Source organism: Paenibacillus sp. FSL R10-2778 (genome assembly GCF_038593035.1).
GTDB lineage: Bacteria > Bacillota > Bacilli > Paenibacillales > Paenibacillaceae > Paenibacillus_AQ > Paenibacillus_AQ odorifer.
Window position 1 is genome coordinate 3477462 of the sequence record NZ_CP151956.1, and the last position, 15307, is coordinate 3492768.

Annotated in this window: 12 protein-coding genes; 7 read left to right on the forward strand and 5 right to left on the reverse strand. The window is 41.7% G+C overall.

All coding sequences use genetic code 11. The features are described 5' to 3' along the window. Positions 1-6 precede the first annotated feature (6 nt). Both NST40_RS15385 and NST40_RS15390 read left to right on the forward strand, forming a co-directional pair. Entirely contained in the window at positions 7-942 is a 936-nt protein-coding gene (locus NST40_RS15385; RefSeq protein ID WP_081383287.1) for a carbohydrate ABC transporter permease, read from the forward strand. A 90-nt stretch (positions 943-1032) separates the two neighbouring features. Further along, complete coding sequence (locus tag NST40_RS15390; protein ID WP_076130604.1) at positions 1033-2595, forward strand: ABC transporter substrate-binding protein; 1563 nt, start codon at positions 1033-1035, stop codon at positions 2593-2595. 102 nt (positions 2596-2697) lie between these two features. Here NST40_RS15390 and NST40_RS15395 read toward each other — a convergent pair whose 3' ends face one another. The 4 genes from NST40_RS15395 to NST40_RS15410 form a co-directional block, all read right to left on the reverse strand. Then, positions 2698-4458, reverse strand: a complete 1761-nt coding sequence (locus NST40_RS15395; protein ID WP_076219233.1) for an ABC transporter ATP-binding protein — start codon at positions 4456-4458, stop codon at positions 2698-2700. Next, a complete protein-coding gene (locus NST40_RS15400; protein WP_076130605.1) occupies positions 4458-6209 on the reverse strand; it encodes an ABC transporter ATP-binding protein in 1752 nt (583 codons plus the stop codon). The genes NST40_RS15395 and NST40_RS15400 overlap by 1 nt, the downstream gene beginning before the upstream one ends. A 119-nt stretch (positions 6210-6328) precedes the next feature. Beyond that, complete coding sequence (locus NST40_RS15405; protein ID WP_081387692.1) at positions 6329-7384, reverse strand: HAMP domain-containing sensor histidine kinase; 1056 nt, start codon at positions 7382-7384, stop codon at positions 6329-6331. After that, on the reverse strand, positions 7381-8055 hold the full coding sequence (locus tag NST40_RS15410) for a response regulator transcription factor (protein ID WP_036677195.1): 675 nt from the start codon (positions 8053-8055) through the stop codon (positions 7381-7383). The genes NST40_RS15405 and NST40_RS15410 overlap by 4 nt, the downstream gene beginning before the upstream one ends. Before the next feature lie 325 nt (positions 8056-8380). Between NST40_RS15410 and NST40_RS15415 the strand changes: the two genes are divergently transcribed. Further along, complete coding sequence (locus NST40_RS15415) at positions 8381-9346, forward strand: aldo/keto reductase (RefSeq protein WP_076281835.1); 966 nt, start codon at positions 8381-8383, stop codon at positions 9344-9346. Between the two features lie 36 nt (positions 9347-9382). Beyond that, positions 9383-10234, forward strand: coding sequence for an aldo/keto reductase (locus tag NST40_RS15420; protein ID WP_342409673.1), 852 nt, complete (start codon positions 9383-9385; stop codon positions 10232-10234). A gap of 119 nt (positions 10235-10353) precedes the next feature. On the opposite strand, the gene NST40_RS15425 is transcribed toward NST40_RS15420, so the two are convergent. Beyond that, positions 10354-11850 (reverse strand): glycoside hydrolase family 43 protein, encoded by a 1497-nt coding sequence (locus tag NST40_RS15425; protein WP_342409674.1) that lies wholly within the window; start codon positions 11848-11850, stop codon positions 10354-10356. A 174-nt stretch (positions 11851-12024) separates the two neighbouring features. Here NST40_RS15425 and NST40_RS15430 point away from each other — a divergent pair, with 174 nt between their 5' ends. The 3 genes from NST40_RS15430 (at position 12025) to NST40_RS15440 (ending at position 15107) form a co-directional block, all read left to right on the forward strand. Next, positions 12025-12939 carry an ArsR family transcriptional regulator gene (locus NST40_RS15430; RefSeq protein WP_076219237.1) on the forward strand — a complete coding sequence of 305 codons (915 nt, stop codon included), beginning with the start codon at positions 12025-12027 and terminating at the stop codon, positions 12937-12939. A gap of 151 nt (positions 12940-13090) precedes the next feature. Then, a complete protein-coding gene (locus tag NST40_RS15435) occupies positions 13091-14113 on the forward strand; it encodes a phosphotransferase (protein ID WP_342409675.1) in 1023 nt (340 codons plus the stop codon). A gap of 70 nt (positions 14114-14183) precedes the next feature. Continuing rightward, the gene (locus NST40_RS15440; protein ID WP_076278090.1) at positions 14184-15107 is read left to right on the forward strand and encodes an aminoglycoside phosphotransferase family protein; all 924 of its coding nucleotides are present in this window, start codon (positions 14184-14186) and stop codon (positions 15105-15107) included. Positions 15108-15307 lie beyond the last annotated feature (200 nt).

The window sequence follows — 15307 nt, forward strand, 5'->3', positions numbered from 1 at the left end:
GCCCTTATGACCAATACAATGAGTAAATCCTTATCTGGGTCCAATCCAAAGAATCAGCTGTCGGGATGGGCGTCAACCCTCATCAACATCTTCTTTGTCATCTATTCGGCGCTCTGTATCCTACCGCTTTTGCTGATTCTTTCGGTATCGTTCTCCGATGAGCAGTCCGTTATGACACACGGATATCGATTTATGCCCGAAAATTTCAATCTGGCAGCCTATCGATTCCTAATGAAAGATATCAGTCAAATCGTTCATTCCTATGGAATCTCACTAACCGTCACGGTGATAGGTACGATACTAAGTGTCATCATAATAGCTCTGTATGCGTACCCCATTTCACGGAATAATTTTCCGCAGGCAAAGTATTTTACATTTTTTGTTTTTCTAACGATGCTGATTTCCGGCGGCTTAGTCCCTTGGTACTTGGTATACGTACAGATGCTGGAATTAAAAGATACACTTTGGGCACTGATCATGCCGCTGATCATGTCCGCATTCTGGGTACTGATCATGCGCACTTTCTTTAAGGAGACCGTACCTGAAGCTGTGCTGGAGTCAGCAAAAATAGATGGGGCAGGGGAGCTACGGATATTTATCCGAATTGTATTGCCATTATCTCTGCCGGTTCTGGCAACCGTTGCACTGTTCCAAACACTGACATACTGGAACGACTGGTTCCTAAGCCTAATGTTTATTACAGACAACCACAATATATCCGTGCAGTACTTTCTTTACAAGATGATGGTCAACATCCAGTACTTATCCAGTAACCCGAACGCGATGGCTGAAATTACCCGAGCTGGCGGAATGATCAACTTCCCAAGTGAAACCGTGCGTATGGCGATGGTGGTTGTAGGTGTTGGACCTATCGTATTTGCTTACCCGTTCTTCCAGAAATACTTTATCAGAGGCCTGACAGTAGGCTCCGTCAAAGGCTAAGATTGCCGATCACTTACGTGGGCACGGAAACGGCTAAAACCAGTATATGGTTTAGCATATCATTCTATTTTATGGGGGGATTACTTGAAAATGAAGGATACGAAAAGCAAGGCTTCACTGCTTCTCACACTGATGCTTATTTCAGCATTAGCCACTACGGCTTGCGGCAATTCAAACAACTCGAACAACGCTACACCAGATAATGCCGGAAAAGAAAGCGCCGCACCGAGCTCATCAGCGAACTCAACCACTGATAACACATCCAATGAGCCCTCGAAGCTGGAGCCTTATAAAATAAAGCTGGTCTACGAAGGAGCTCCACAGGCGGACGAGGCTATCGTCGAGGAAGCGCTGAACAAGATCTTGACCGAAAAAATCAACGCGACGGTAGATATCGCACCAATCGATTGGGGAGCATGGGATGATAAGACTAACCTCATCATCGCTTCTCGAGAGCCCGTAGACATTCTATTTACAGCCTCATGGAACGGGTATGCAAAGAACGTTGCCAAAGGTGCTTACTTAGATCTCGGTCCCTTGCTCGATCAGTATGGCCAGGGCATTAAGGATAGCTTGGATCCAGCTTTTCTCGATGGCTCCAAAATCGGCGGCAAAAATTATGCAGTCCCTACGAATAAAGAATTGGCATCGTCAGGGGGCATTGTGTACCGGAAGGACATTGCCGATGAACTCGGCATCGACATGAGTAAAGTGCAAAAAATCGAAGATTTAGATGCCGTTTATAAGATCGTTAAAGAGAAGAAGCCAACCATGTATCCGCTGTATACAACGGGTGGCACATTCGCCTCTCACTCTTTTGTGGAATTGGATTTTTTAGGTGATACGACGATACCTGGCGCTATCGATAAGAATGGCACGGAAGCGACAGTCAAACCGGCCGAAGAGTATCCCCAATACTTAAATGCATTAAAAGTAACCCGTGATTTCTTCCAGAAGGGGTATCTTAACAAAGATGCGGCCACTTCCCAAACGTCATCCCTTGATGCTTATAAGACGGGCAATGTATTTTCCACTGTAGAGCCTCTTAAGCCAGGCAAAGCAGAAGAAATCGCATCCGCGACAGGACTTGATGGCAAGCTTGCACAAATTACTTTAACAGGTAAAACGGTCGCCACATCGGAGACTACCGGCGCCATGTTAGCCATCTCATCAACGTCTAAGAATCCGGAACGCGCCATGATGCTGATTAACCTGCTTCATACAGATCAAGAGATTATTAATCTGCTTAACTTCGGTATTGAAGGTACACACTTTACACTTAATGGTAATGTTATGACGCAGACGGAGAAGTCAGGACAGTACGCACCGGGCGTCGCTTGGGAGCTGGGAAATCAATTCCTGAACTATGTCTGGAGTTCGGAAGCTCCAGACAAGTGGGAGCAGTTCAAAAAGTTCAACGAAGGCGCTAAATCATCGCCGGCACTGGGCTTCACCTTTGACAGCGAGCCAGTCAAATCCGAAGTCGGAGCACTAGCAAACGTTCTAAGAGAATATCAAAAGATGCTTGAGACCGGCTCGGTTGATCTGGACAAAGAATTGCCGAAATTTATCGCCGCCCAAAAATCGGCCGGCCTAGATAAAGTCATTGCTGAAAAGCAAAAACAGCTTGATGAATTCCTTGCCAGTAGATGATATGTGTTCATAGCAAATAAAGGACCTACTCATTGTTCTGGATAAGAACAATGAGTAGGTCCTTTTGACTTTCGTTATTTAATTCACAGTGTCAACTAGGCTTTAAGAGGCTTGGTCGAATTGGCTATTATAAAGCTCCGCATAAAAACCATTTTTGGCAAGTAGTTCTTCGTGGCTGCCGCTTTCAAGGATATCGCCTTCCTTCAGAACCAGAATCACATCGGCGTTCTTAATGGTTGAGAGTCTATGCGCAATAACAAAAGAGGTTCTTCCCTCCATGAGCTTATCCATTGCCTGCTGAATCAAGAGCTCTGTTCTTGTATCGACTGAGCTTGTAGCTTCATCGAGGATGAGCATTGGGGCATTTTTGAGCATCGCGCGGGCGATCGTAAGCTGTTGCTTTTGGCCCGTGGATAAATTAACTTTGTCATTTAGTATGGTATTATAACCGGCACTTAAGGTCTGAATGAAATGATGCAAGCCTACCGACTTACAAGCATCTTCAACTTCTTTATCGGTTACACCTGTTTTGTTGTACACTAGATTTTCCCTGATAGTGCCCTCAAAAAGCCAGGTGTCCTGCAAGACCATACAGAATAGATCATGGATGTTTTCTCTTGTTAAGCTGCTGATGGGGGTATCATCAATATATATTTCTCCGCCCTTTAATTCATTAAACCGTATTAGAAGATTTATCAGTGTAGTTTTACCTGCGCCGGTAGGACCGACTATAGCAATTTTTTGCCCAGGCTTAATCTCTGCAGAAAAATCTTTAATCACAAGTTTATCTGAATTTTCATAAGCAAATTGCACATGTTCAAAATCAACTTTGCCCACAGCAGTTTTAAGATGTCTTTCTTTATGACTTTCATTGTCCATTTCGTCAGCATCGAGGAACTCAAAGACACGTTTGCTTGCCGCGGAAGCCGATTGCAGACTTTGTGCGGCTTGAGCAATCTGAGAGAGCGGTTGTGTAAAGTAACGGACATACAGTATAAAGGCTACAATGACCCCAAAGGATATCGTTCCGTTCATAGCAAGTACAGCACCAACTACACAAACGGCCACAAAACCTAGATTGCCTATAAACATCATAATCGGCATCATAAGACCGGAGAGGAACTGCGCTTTAAATGCACTATCTTTAAGATTCATATTCAGGGATTCAAATGTATTGCGCATTTGCGATTCACCATTGTAGGCTTTCACTACAGTATGTCCTGTATATACTTCCTCCACATGGCCATTGATTTTCCCTAAGTATTCTTGCTGACTTTGAAAATACTTTTGGGATTTTTTCATAATTGCCGCTATGAGGCCAAAGCCAATGATAGTTGCAACAACCGCCGTAATAGTCATGATCACATTTGTTTTGAACATCATGATGATGGATCCCGTAAAGAGGGCAAGGGCAGTTACCAGTGTGCCGACGCTTTGGTTTAAAGCTTGCCCGATCGTATCCACATCGTTGGTAACCCGGGACAGGATGTCACCGGTTGTAGAATTATTATAATAAGAGATCGGAAGTTTGTTCATTTTGCGTGAGAGATCGGCTCTTAAGTTTTTGGAGACCTTTTGCGTAACTGCGGACATAATTAATCCTTGTACCAAAGATAACACAGCGCTAAGGATATAGATAAATACAAGGAAAAGGCCGATAGAAGTTACTGCTTCCATATCAATTCCGGTGACGAGGCCGGCCGTGATCAAGTCTGTCATCTCCGAAAGCTTATCCGGTCCAAGCAGAGTCAGAACCGTACCGATTGCTGCACTAATAATAGCTATAAGAACTACAGGGATATATTTTCTGCAATAGTGGAGAAGTCTGCTCCACGTGTTGAGTTGCTCTTTGCTTTTGTTCATTAAGCTAGCTCCTCCTTTGAAAGTTGTGAGTAAGCAATCTCTTGGTAGACATCACAGGTCTGCATCAATTCATCATGTGTTCCCATGCCTGCCATTCGTCCGGCTTCCAGTACAATGATTTTGTCTGCATCTTTGATTGTACCGATACGCTGGGCAACGATTAGTATCGTTGTACCGCTGGATTTTTTCTTCAATTCACTTCGCAATTTGCGATCCGTCTTATAATCAAGCGCTGAGAAGGAATCGTCGAAGATTAATATTTCAGGACGACGGGCAATGGCTCGGGCAATGGAAAGACGTTGTTTTTGACCGCCAGACAAGTTCGTACCGCCTTGAGAGACATGAGCCTCGTAGCTTCCTTCCATCTTTTCAACAAAATCTGAAGCTTGAGAGGTGTAAATGGCATCAACAACATCCGAGGACAGATCACTGCCATTATCGCCAAAAGCAACATTAGAGCTCACCGTGCCGCCAAACAAAATCGCTTTCTGAGATACATATCCCATTTTATTGCGCAGTGCAGTTTGCTCATATTGGTTAACATTAATTCCATCCACCAACACTTCACCTGCTGTAGCATCATAAAAGCGAGGAATCAGGTTCACGACGGTACTTTTTCCGCATCCGGTTGAACCGATGAAGGCTACAGTTTCTCCTTTTTTCACCGTAAAGCTGATATCTTCAATAACGTATTCTTCTGCATCCGGATATTTAAAGCTGACATTTTTGAATTCGACCTCACCCAACCGATTTGCCTTGGAGGAAGTAAGTGATCCGTTCTCTAAGCTTGGCTTAGTATCCAGCACTTCATTGATTCTTTTAGCGGATACATGGGCACGAGGCATCAGGATAAAAATCATGATCAGCATCATGAATGCCATAACCACCTGCATTGCATAGGATGAGAAGACAATCATATCTGAAAATAAGCCCATCTTCGCCGTACCATTGGCATTTTGAATCAAAATAGCACCAATCCAATATATTGCGAGACTTAAACCGCTCATAATCAGAGAAATACTTGGCATCATCATGGACAGTACATTATTGGCGAATAAATTCGTTCGGGTAAGCTCGCTGTTGGCTACGCTAAATTTATCTTCCTGGTAACTTTCCGCATTATACGCACGAATGACACGAAGGCCGGTAAGATTCTCTCTTGCAACACGATTAAGATTATCAGTCAGTTGCTGCAATTTTTGGAATTTCGGAAGCACTAGCACGATCACTATGCCGACAATAAGAATCAATACCCCAATGGCGACACCGGTAGCAAGCGACCACTGCCAACTCTTGCCTGTAATTTTGAGCATTGCCCAAACGGCAAGGATGGGAGCCTTCACCAGCAGTTGCAGACCAATGACAATCAGCATTTGCACTTGCGTAATGTCATTCGTTGAACGGGTAATTAAACTAGCTGTAGAGAAGTTGTTGATTTCTTCCATAGAAAAAGATTGTACCTTATCAAACAATTTAGAGCGTAATCTTGAAGAGAAGTTAGCGGCAATTTTAGCGGCGATCCCTGCCACTATGATTGATGTAGCTAAGCTGCCGAGGGCACAGAGCAACATCCAGCCTCCGGCTGCAATGATTTCGCTCATTTCACTCCCTGGTATCTGTACAAGACGAGTAATCTCGCTCATATAACCGGGCAATTCCAGATCCAGCCATACCTGTGTGACAATGAATAGGATGCTGATACCGATTAGGGCCCATTCCTTCGGTTTTAAGTACTTAAGTATAGTTACCATACATCTGACTCCTTTATGTGGCGTTGCTAAAATGATAACGAAAGAAGATAAACTGAAAGTTAACTTTTCTGAAAAATAAAAAAACCCTGAAAGAACGATGAGGTTCTCCAGGGCTCGTACTACATTCCAATCGGAATCGTAACTGTAAATGTGGTTCCTTGTAATGGAATGCTTTCGCAAGAAATGGTTCCATGGTGTAGATGAATGATTTTTTTAACAATTGCTAATCCAAGTCCATTGCCTGCAGTCGAGTGGGAAGTATCCTGCTGATAAAATTTATCGAATATCTTGGGAAGAGCCTCAGGATGAATACCGATTCCGCAGTCATGAACTAGAATCACCAGGTTATCATCGTTTTTCTTCATCTTAACTTCAATTTCACCATGCTCAGGAGTGAATTTGATCGCGTTATCCAATAAATTTAACCAAACTTGATTTAAAAGCTCTTTGTTGCCGGAGAGTTCATAATCCTGAATATTAACATTCAGCTTCAGGTGCTTCTTCTCAAATTTGGCAGCCAGTAAAAGCACAGACTGGCGAATTTGTTCCCCAACATTAAACCGCATTTTGTTTGTCAGAATCTTTTGCGTCTCAACCTGCGTCAGCTCCAGTACATTCGAAGCAAGGGAGGCAAGTCTGGTCGATTCCTCAATGACAATATCTAGATATTCATCACGTTCCTCTTTAGTAAGATCATCATTCTTTAAGACTTCAGCAAACCCTTTAATAGATACAATCGGTGTTTTGAATTCATGGGAAAAATTGTTTACAAAATCAGTTCGCAGAATTTCGATACCCCCAAGCTCTTCAGCCATACGGTTAAAGTTCTCTGATAGAATTTCAAACTCTGGCGGGCTTTTGAGCTGGAGCCGCATGGAGAAGTCACCACTGGCAAGACGCTCTGTGGCCTCTATAAATATCCGGATGGATTTTACCATTTTCCGGCTTGTGATGGCTGATATCGTGGTACCGATAATTGTACAAGCGATTAATACCATTATGGGTAGTACGAATCCATCCTGGGCAAGCTCTTCGTTCAACAAACCAAAAACCTGTGCGAGAAAGAAGAGTAGTCCTGTAATCACAACGGTAATAAGAAAGATGAAAAATATGATAAGAGAAAAATAGATGGGAAGGCTGATTCTGTTGCTGAGCTTGTTACTTATTTTGCTCACTGGCTTCGCACCGCCTTGTATCCAAGACCTCTGACGGAAACCAGTTCAAACTCTGGATAAGCGTCAAACCGTTTCCGCAAACGATTGATGTGCACATTAACGGTTGTATCCGTACTTTCACTTTCCATGCCCCATATCTCGTCCATAAGCTGGATGCGCGTGAAAATCCGTTCAGGATAGGACAACAACTTATACAACAAATAGAATTCTTTTTGCGGAAGCGTTTGTTTCTCGTCCTCCCGGGTTACTGTCAATGCGTCATAATCAAGGATCACTTTACCCACTACTAATTTACGGGCACTTGCGATTTGCGAACGGCGAAGCAGCGCTTGGATTCTGAGCAGCATTTCTTCGGTATCAATGGGTTTGGTCATATAATCATCAGTTCCAATCCGGAACCCCTTTTTCTTATCTTCAGGCAGCTGTTTTGCTGTAGCCATAAGAATGGGGACCAAGCTATCGGCATCTCTTACTTCCTTGGCGAATTCATAACCATCCATATTAGGCATCATGATATCCAGAATGATTAGATCAATATGCTGTGAATCAAGGACCTCCAAAGCTTTAACTCCGTCTTCAGCAGTTACAACATCATATCCTTCGCGTTTCAGAACAGCTTCAAGAAGTCTTCTTACATGCTTATCATCTTCAACTACGAGTATGTTAATCATTACTGTTCACTCCAATAGTAGGTTTGTATCCATTATTACCTGTTAGGATTTTGTTTTAAAGGGAGCAGAATCAATATTTATCTAATCTTAAGATTTGGTTTGAAATCCTTGTAGTCGATATAAAGTGACTCATACATAGGGAGGATTCAATGAAATGAGAGGAATAGGCAATGATTTAATACTATTATGATATCTGTTTTGTGAAAAATTGTTGCATACTAAAATAGTACCCAAACTAATTTAGCTGGATTAACGTGCTGAAAATAATGCAGACTACGTCGAACGTTGAACTTTGACTGAACTTCATGCGAAAGGAAGATCACAGATGCAAATGCGTAAATTAGGAAATAGTGGCTTGGAAGTTTCGGCAATAGGGCTTGGCTGTATGGGAATGGATCATGCCTATGGAAAGCCAGCCGATCGTAATGAAATGGTTAAATTAATTCGCAGAGCAGTTGAACTAGGATGTAATTTCTTTGATACTGCTGCTTTTTATGGAGATTCCAATGAGGAATTAGTAGGCGAAGCCCTTGCACCACTAAGAGATCAAGTTGTGATTGCAACTAAATTTGGAATTTTAGGACAAGAAGCTGTAGACGGTCAACCTCAACTTATTTTGAATAGCACACCAGATTCTATTCGTGAACAAATAGAAGGCTCATTAAAAAGGTTGAAGGTCAATTGCATTGATTTATATTATCAGCACCGAGTGGATCCGAATGTCGAACCTGAAGCTGTCGCAGAAACAATGAAAGATTTAATAGCTGAAGGGAAGATTAAAACATGGGGAGTCTCTAATGCACCGATTGATTATATGAAACGAGCACATGCTGTATGTTCGATTACTGCAACCCAAAATCAGTACTCCATGATGTGGCGTGAACCGGAAAAAGAGTTGTTTGAGCTTTGTGAAGAGTTAGGAATTGCTTTTATCGCTTACAGTCCATTAGGAAATGGTTTCTTAAGTGGTAAATATACCAAGGAAACCAAATATGATGAAGGTGACTATCGAAGTTTCATGGGAAGATTCAAACCTGATGTGATTGATCATAATCAAGTGTTATTAGATTTAATTACTCAAGTTGCAAAAAGTAAAAATGCAACACCAGCTCAAGTCGTACTCGCGTGGGAATTAGCTCAAAAACCATATATCATTCCAATTCCAGGCACTACAAAATTAAACAGATTAGAAGAAAACCTATATGGAGCTGATCTCAAATTAACAAAGGAAGATGTAGATAGTCTAAATGAAGCTTTGTCTAAAATGGATATTGATAGTTCACACTTTTAAATAGAGCTATATCATCAACTAATAGGAGGATTTTTTATGCAAAAAGTTATTTTGAACAATGGTGTTGAAATGCCGATACTTGGTTTTGGGGTTTTTCAAATTCAAGATGAAGCTGAATGTGAACAAGCTGTTTACGATGCGATCATGTCAGGTTATCGACTGATAGATACCGCAGCCTCATACCTAAACGAAGAAGCGGTGGGAAGAGCCCTCAAACGGAGTGGAGTACCAAGAGAGGATCTATTTATTACTACGAAATTATGGGTTCAAGATACAGGATACGAACGTACAAAGGAAGCATTTGAAAAATCCCTTTCAAGATTGCAACTTGATTATTTGGATTTGTATTTAATTCATCAGCCATTTGGCGATGTGCATGGTTCTTGGCGGGCGCTGGAGGAATTGTACCGTGAAGGAAAAATCAGAGCGATTGGCGTAAGTAACTTCCAGAACGATCGTCTGATTGATTTGATTATTCATAATGAAGTAACACCTGCCGTTAATCAAGTTGAGACACATCCCTTCTGCCAACAAATTGAAAGTGCTGCATTCATGAAAGAAAACAATGTTCAGATTGAATCATGGGGTCCATTTGCTGAAGGTAAAAAAAACATGTTCCAGAACGAAGTTTTAGTATCAATAGCTCAAAAATATAATAAATCTGTTGCCCAAGTGGTTTTACGCTGGTTGACGCAAAGAGGAGTTGTTGTGATTCCAAAGTCTGTCCGGAAAGAAAGAATAATTGAAAACTTTAATATCTTTGATTTTGAATTAAACTCAGAGGATATAGAACAAATTGCGCTGTTAGACACAAAAGAGAGTTTGTTCTTTTCACATAGAGATCCTGTAATGGTAAAAGCGTTAAGTACCAGGAAGCTGGATATCTAATTTTTCTTAGGATCTTGTAGGTTTTGATAAAAGAGGGGTTAACCATAATTAAGGGGTTAACCCCTCTTTTATTTATAAGAACACCCTTAGCCTTGTACAGTTCATTCTAATTTGGAGGTTTAAGAATAAAGGCAGCTAAAATTTGTGAATATCGCATTATAATCTTGGTCTTCTCCAGTGGCGTACAAACCAATAAGCACACCTGTGAATCCTCCGGCTATTTCAGAGGATAGATATTTGGTTTGCGCAGCTCCGAATAAGATCTCAGTACCGTCTACCTGGATATAAAAGTGATAATGCGTTGGACTGCTTTTGACAACTAATGAAGCATGGTTGCACTGACCTATATTTTTTGTTTTTTCAATGGATTTGATATCTCCGATATTCAGCCGTTCGATAATCTCATAACCCTCTGGATGTTTACGCAAGGCCAAGTCATAATGGTGATTTTCGTCCATGTAAAGTGTAATTCCGGCTTCACCATTCGTAAGGCTGACTTCGCATGAAATAATTGCGTTAAAGTCTTTTTGACGAATACCAATAAATGTCGGGGTAGCCGGGATATCTAACGTTACAGCAGTTCCTTTAAGCTTTATTTTATCAGCTTCTAACCTATAATTTTCTGTAACCGGGTGACGCAGGTAACACCAGTCCAAATTCCAATCTGTGTTCTCGAACGTAAAGACTCTTTTCTCCTGCTGAATGACTTTGTCCGCAATACGATCAGTCTCGAAACTTATAAGAGTGGTACCTTCATGACCTGCTGTAAACCATCCCTCCTCGCCAAAGGTAATCGGAGTTAGAAAAACCTCGCGCCCCAAATGGTGATAGGTAAGATACTGGCCAGTCTGCCGGAATCCAAGATGTAACAGCCACCAATCCCCCTCATGGTCTTGTACCAAATCTCCATGTCCAACTCCCTGAAGCTCGTAACCGCCTAAATTTCGATTAGTCAATACGGGGTTATGCGGGTAGGCTTTGAATGGACCAGCAGGAGAATTGCCTCTTGCATAAGTAACCATATGCCCATATTCGGTTCCACCCTCAGCAGCTAGCAGATAGTATTGTCCATTAATTTTGTATAAATGAGGACTCTCCAAATAACGCCCACCGGATCCTTGCCAGATTGAACGGCTTGGCGACAGCTTCTGCCCGGTTTCAATTTCAATTTCACATTGGACTATACCATTAACTCCGTAATCGTCTGTCCCATTACTCATGAAATACGTTTTGCCGTCTTCAAAATACAAATCCGGATCAATACCGCCTTGATCTACATTAATCGGATCAGACCATTCGCCGTAAATATTGTCAGTCCAGACATAGAAGTTCTGGCGCAGAGTGTCATTAGTGGTCGTCATGTAGAATCGTCCATTATTGTACCGCAGGGTGGGGGCGAATACACCACCGGAGCTGTCCACAGTATCCAGTTGAATCTGGTTCTTTCGGGTTAAGCAATGACCGATTTGGGTCCAATTAATTAAATCTTTGCTTTCAAAAATCGGAACACCGGGAAAATACTGAAAGGAACTGCAGACCAAATAATAAGTGTCTTCAACTTTACATGCGCTGGGATCAGGATAAAACCCTTTGATGACCGGGTTATTGTATTTCATTTCTCCACCTCATTAATAAATTCATATAAATAAGAATTCAATATATTTAACTACTAAGAAAATTAAACACTATTGCTTATAGGTTTTCAATGAATCGGGGTTGAAGATATACGTTATATTTATTAAATTAATATATATGTAATTTCAATAAGCACAGGTCAGGTGATTATGATGATGATCAAAGCAAACGGCGAAGCAAAATTCATGTCGTTGTATGAAGCGCTGGCAAGCGAAGTCAGATGGAGGATTATGAGCCTCATTGCAGATAATGAAATGAATGTGAAGGAGATCGCGGCTAAGTTAGAGCTTAGCCCTTCCATAGTTACTATGCATATCCGAAAGCTCGAACAAGCTGGACTTACAGGAAGTCACAGGATACGCCTAAACGGAGGAACACACAAAATGTGCTTCCTTAAACAAAAAAGAGTTGAAATCGAACTCCCCACTGCCACTCAAACTCCGAGGATCAGAGAGCAGACCATTTCAGTCGGTCATTATACCTCGTTTGATGTCCATCCTACATGTGGTCTTGGGACACAAGAGAAAGAGATTGGGGTTTGGGACGATCCCCGCTATTTTCTCGATCCCGAGCGGGTCAACGCCGGCATTTTGTGGTTTGGGAGAGGTTACGTAGAGTACAAAACGCCTAACTACTTACTTCCCGGTCAAATGCCCGAGGCCATCGAGATTTCAATGGAAATTGCTTCTGAAGCGCCAGGCTTGAAAGATCATTGGCCTTCGGATATTGAGTTCTTTTTTAACGGTGTGAAGCTTGGAACTTGGACCAGTCCGGCAGACTTTGGAAGAGCGGCACGAGGCATATATACTCCGGATTGGTGGCATCGGAATGTAAATCAATACGGGTTATTGAAGACGATCCGCATTGACACTTCGGGCACATTTATTGATGAAGAAAGGATGTCGGACATTACTGTCGCAGATATTTTGCTACGGGAACAATTCTGGACGCTTCGGTTCGCAGTTGACGAGAAGGCTGTTAATGTTGGTGGTTTGACACTTTATGGGGCTGGATTCGGTAACCATGACCAAGATATTTTAATTCGTGTGTACCTAGGAACGATGACCTAATGAAGCAGGATAGTTCAGTTATAGTTGTTTTCTCCATCCAGTTTATCAGCTGGAACTGGTAAACTATCCATATATTGAAGAAGTTGAGAGGAGAGATATTCTGAATTATAACGAGGTTATTAAAATCGCTGATACACACTTACTTCCATTAGTGAATGAATTGTACGGATTGGAAGGTTATCAAATCAGGCTTATCAATGCACATGAAGGAGGACGGAATGTCGCATATAACTGTGATAAAGCTGATTCTGAAGCAAAAATAATCAGAATTGCCTTCTTAAGTGACAGAAGCCGAGAAGATATTTTGGGTGAAGTGGAATATATCAGGTATTTGTACGAGCATGGAGGCAGTGTTTCGAATGTGGTCAACTCCCAGAAGGGGAATCTGCTGGAAACGATAACTCTTAATAATCATACCTTTTTTGTCTGCTTGTTTGAAAAGGCCAAGGGGGGTATGCTCGTGGAAAATAATTATCAGTATCGGGAAGGCGTTCCTATTACGGAATACTATTATAACTGTGGCAAAGTTCTTGGAAAAATGCATCAATTATCGAAGGGTTATACACCTGTCCATTCCCGGTATGATTTTTTTGATAAATACAATGCCGATTATATAGATAAGCTAATACCTGACTCGTTATCTCTGTTGAAAGAGAAACTGGTAGATCTCCTTACAACCTTAGAAGGGATGGACAGGAATCACGAGTCTTTTGGGATGGTTCATTTTGATTACTGCGATGGGAATTATATGATCGATTTTAATACAGGGCAAATAACTGTTTTTGATTTCGATAACTCCTGCTTTTGTTGGTATATGTATGACCTGGCAAATCTCTGGACACTTGGAGTGGGCTGGATACAATTTGAACAAGACACTGATAAACGCAAACAGTTTATGGATGATTATTTTAAAACAGTCCTTGATGGCTACAGATCCGAGACCAGGATCGAAGATTCGATGTTAGACACATTGCCGTTGTTTATCCAAGTAACCCTCATGGAAAACATCGTTGATGCATTCGAGGTAATGCGGAACAATGGTGAAGAGCCGGAATGCGATGAAGAGCTGTCATATCGTATAAAATGTCTAGAAGACGATATCCCATATGTAGGATTTTTCCATGAAATTTACTCATGTGATGAACCCTTTGAGTATGAGGAACGAGATATTTAGGATGAGGGTGTTTTTGATATGCTGCGGATAAATTCATAGTAGACTCAAATAAGCAGGAGTTGGAGTAAATATGGCTTACGAAAAACCGGAATTGACCATGAGTGAAATTGAAAAAGTACTGTGGAATCATCTTGGACAGGGAGCGGCTGAGATTACACCGTTGTCTGGCGGCAATATAAGCAACGTGTTTTCTTTTATTTTAGAAGGAAAAGACTATGTTGTGAAATTCAGCGATTTGGAACGAGCATATGAGACCGAACAATTTGTATCTAATTTGCTACTCGACCAAGGTATCCCTTTCCCAAAATGTTTGGGGTTAGGGAGGACTAATCAGTTAACCTATTTGATCATGGAGCGAATGGAAGGTCGCAATCTATCCGATTGTACAGCAGAGGAACAAACCCGTCTGATGCCGGAAATTATCGGCATTTTAACAAGAATGGCCGAAACGGATATTGGGGGAACTAACGGTTATGGTTGGATCGGACCTGACGGCAATGGTTCCTATTCATCTTGGAAAGACTTCGTCATTGCCGTAAATGCGGAAGATCAGACGGGGACATTCTGGGAGAATTGGCATGAACTCTTCCGCACGTCTTGCTTGGAAAGAGACGTATACGAAGAAATCTATAGTCGTTTGATGACCTATGTACCCTATAATGAATCTAATAGAAGCTTTATACACGGAGATTTTCAACAGTGGAATATGTTGTCCAACGGAACACGGATAACCGGCATTATTGATGGAAATTGCATGTATGGCGATTCTCTCATAGACCTTGCGGTTCTCGACAAGCATATGCCTTGGTGTGATGTCATTAACACATATCAAAATTATCAAAAGAAAGCTAGAATAGTGACCCCGAATTTTGAGGAGCGGCTAATCGGTGCCTATTATTTTAAGGGACTCGATGGACTTCGATTCTATGCTAAGATGGGCTGGACAGAGGCTTATCAGGACACACGGCATTTTCTTTTAAACCTAAAAGCGTAATAACTGACGCTATACCTTATCATAAACATTTAATAGCCGCATAATTGCGGCTTTTTGTATATAAATATCAAATTTCAAGGAGCAAATTCCCCACTGGGATTATAGCCTAGGCTGACGACCTGTAATAAATGCACCTGAACTTGCCATTAATCCACTATCTATAGCTTTGTCCAACTTGATAAAATGTAAGCGCAATCATT

Excerpts from the sequence above, each read along its gene's own strand:
- NST40_RS15390 (WP_076130604.1), top strand. The coding sequence starts at position 1,033 with ATGAAGGATACGAAAAGCAAGGCTTCACTGCTTCTCACACTGATGCTT.
- NST40_RS15410 (WP_036677195.1), bottom strand. The coding sequence starts at position 8,055 with ATGATTAACATACTCGTAGTTGAAGATGATAAGCATGTAAGAAGACTT.
- NST40_RS15385 (WP_081383287.1), top strand. The coding sequence starts at position 7 with ATGACCAATACAATGAGTAAATCCTTATCTGGGTCCAATCCAAAGAAT.
- NST40_RS15440 (WP_076278090.1), top strand. The coding sequence starts at position 14,184 with ATGGCTTACGAAAAACCGGAATTGACCATGAGTGAAATTGAAAAAGTA.
- NST40_RS15430 (WP_076219237.1), top strand. The coding sequence starts at position 12,025 with ATGATCAAAGCAAACGGCGAAGCAAAATTCATGTCGTTGTATGAAGCG.
- NST40_RS15400 (WP_076130605.1), bottom strand. The coding sequence starts at position 6,209 with ATGGTAACTATACTTAAGTACTTAAAACCGAAGGAATGGGCCCTAATC.
- NST40_RS15395 (WP_076219233.1), bottom strand. The coding sequence starts at position 4,458 with ATGAACAAAAGCAAAGAGCAACTCAACACGTGGAGCAGACTTCTCCAC.
- NST40_RS15425 (WP_342409674.1), bottom strand. The coding sequence starts at position 11,850 with ATGAAATACAATAACCCGGTCATCAAAGGGTTTTATCCTGATCCCAGC.
- NST40_RS15420 (WP_342409673.1), top strand. The coding sequence starts at position 9,383 with ATGCAAAAAGTTATTTTGAACAATGGTGTTGAAATGCCGATACTTGGT.
- NST40_RS15415 (WP_076281835.1), top strand. The coding sequence starts at position 8,381 with ATGCAAATGCGTAAATTAGGAAATAGTGGCTTGGAAGTTTCGGCAATA.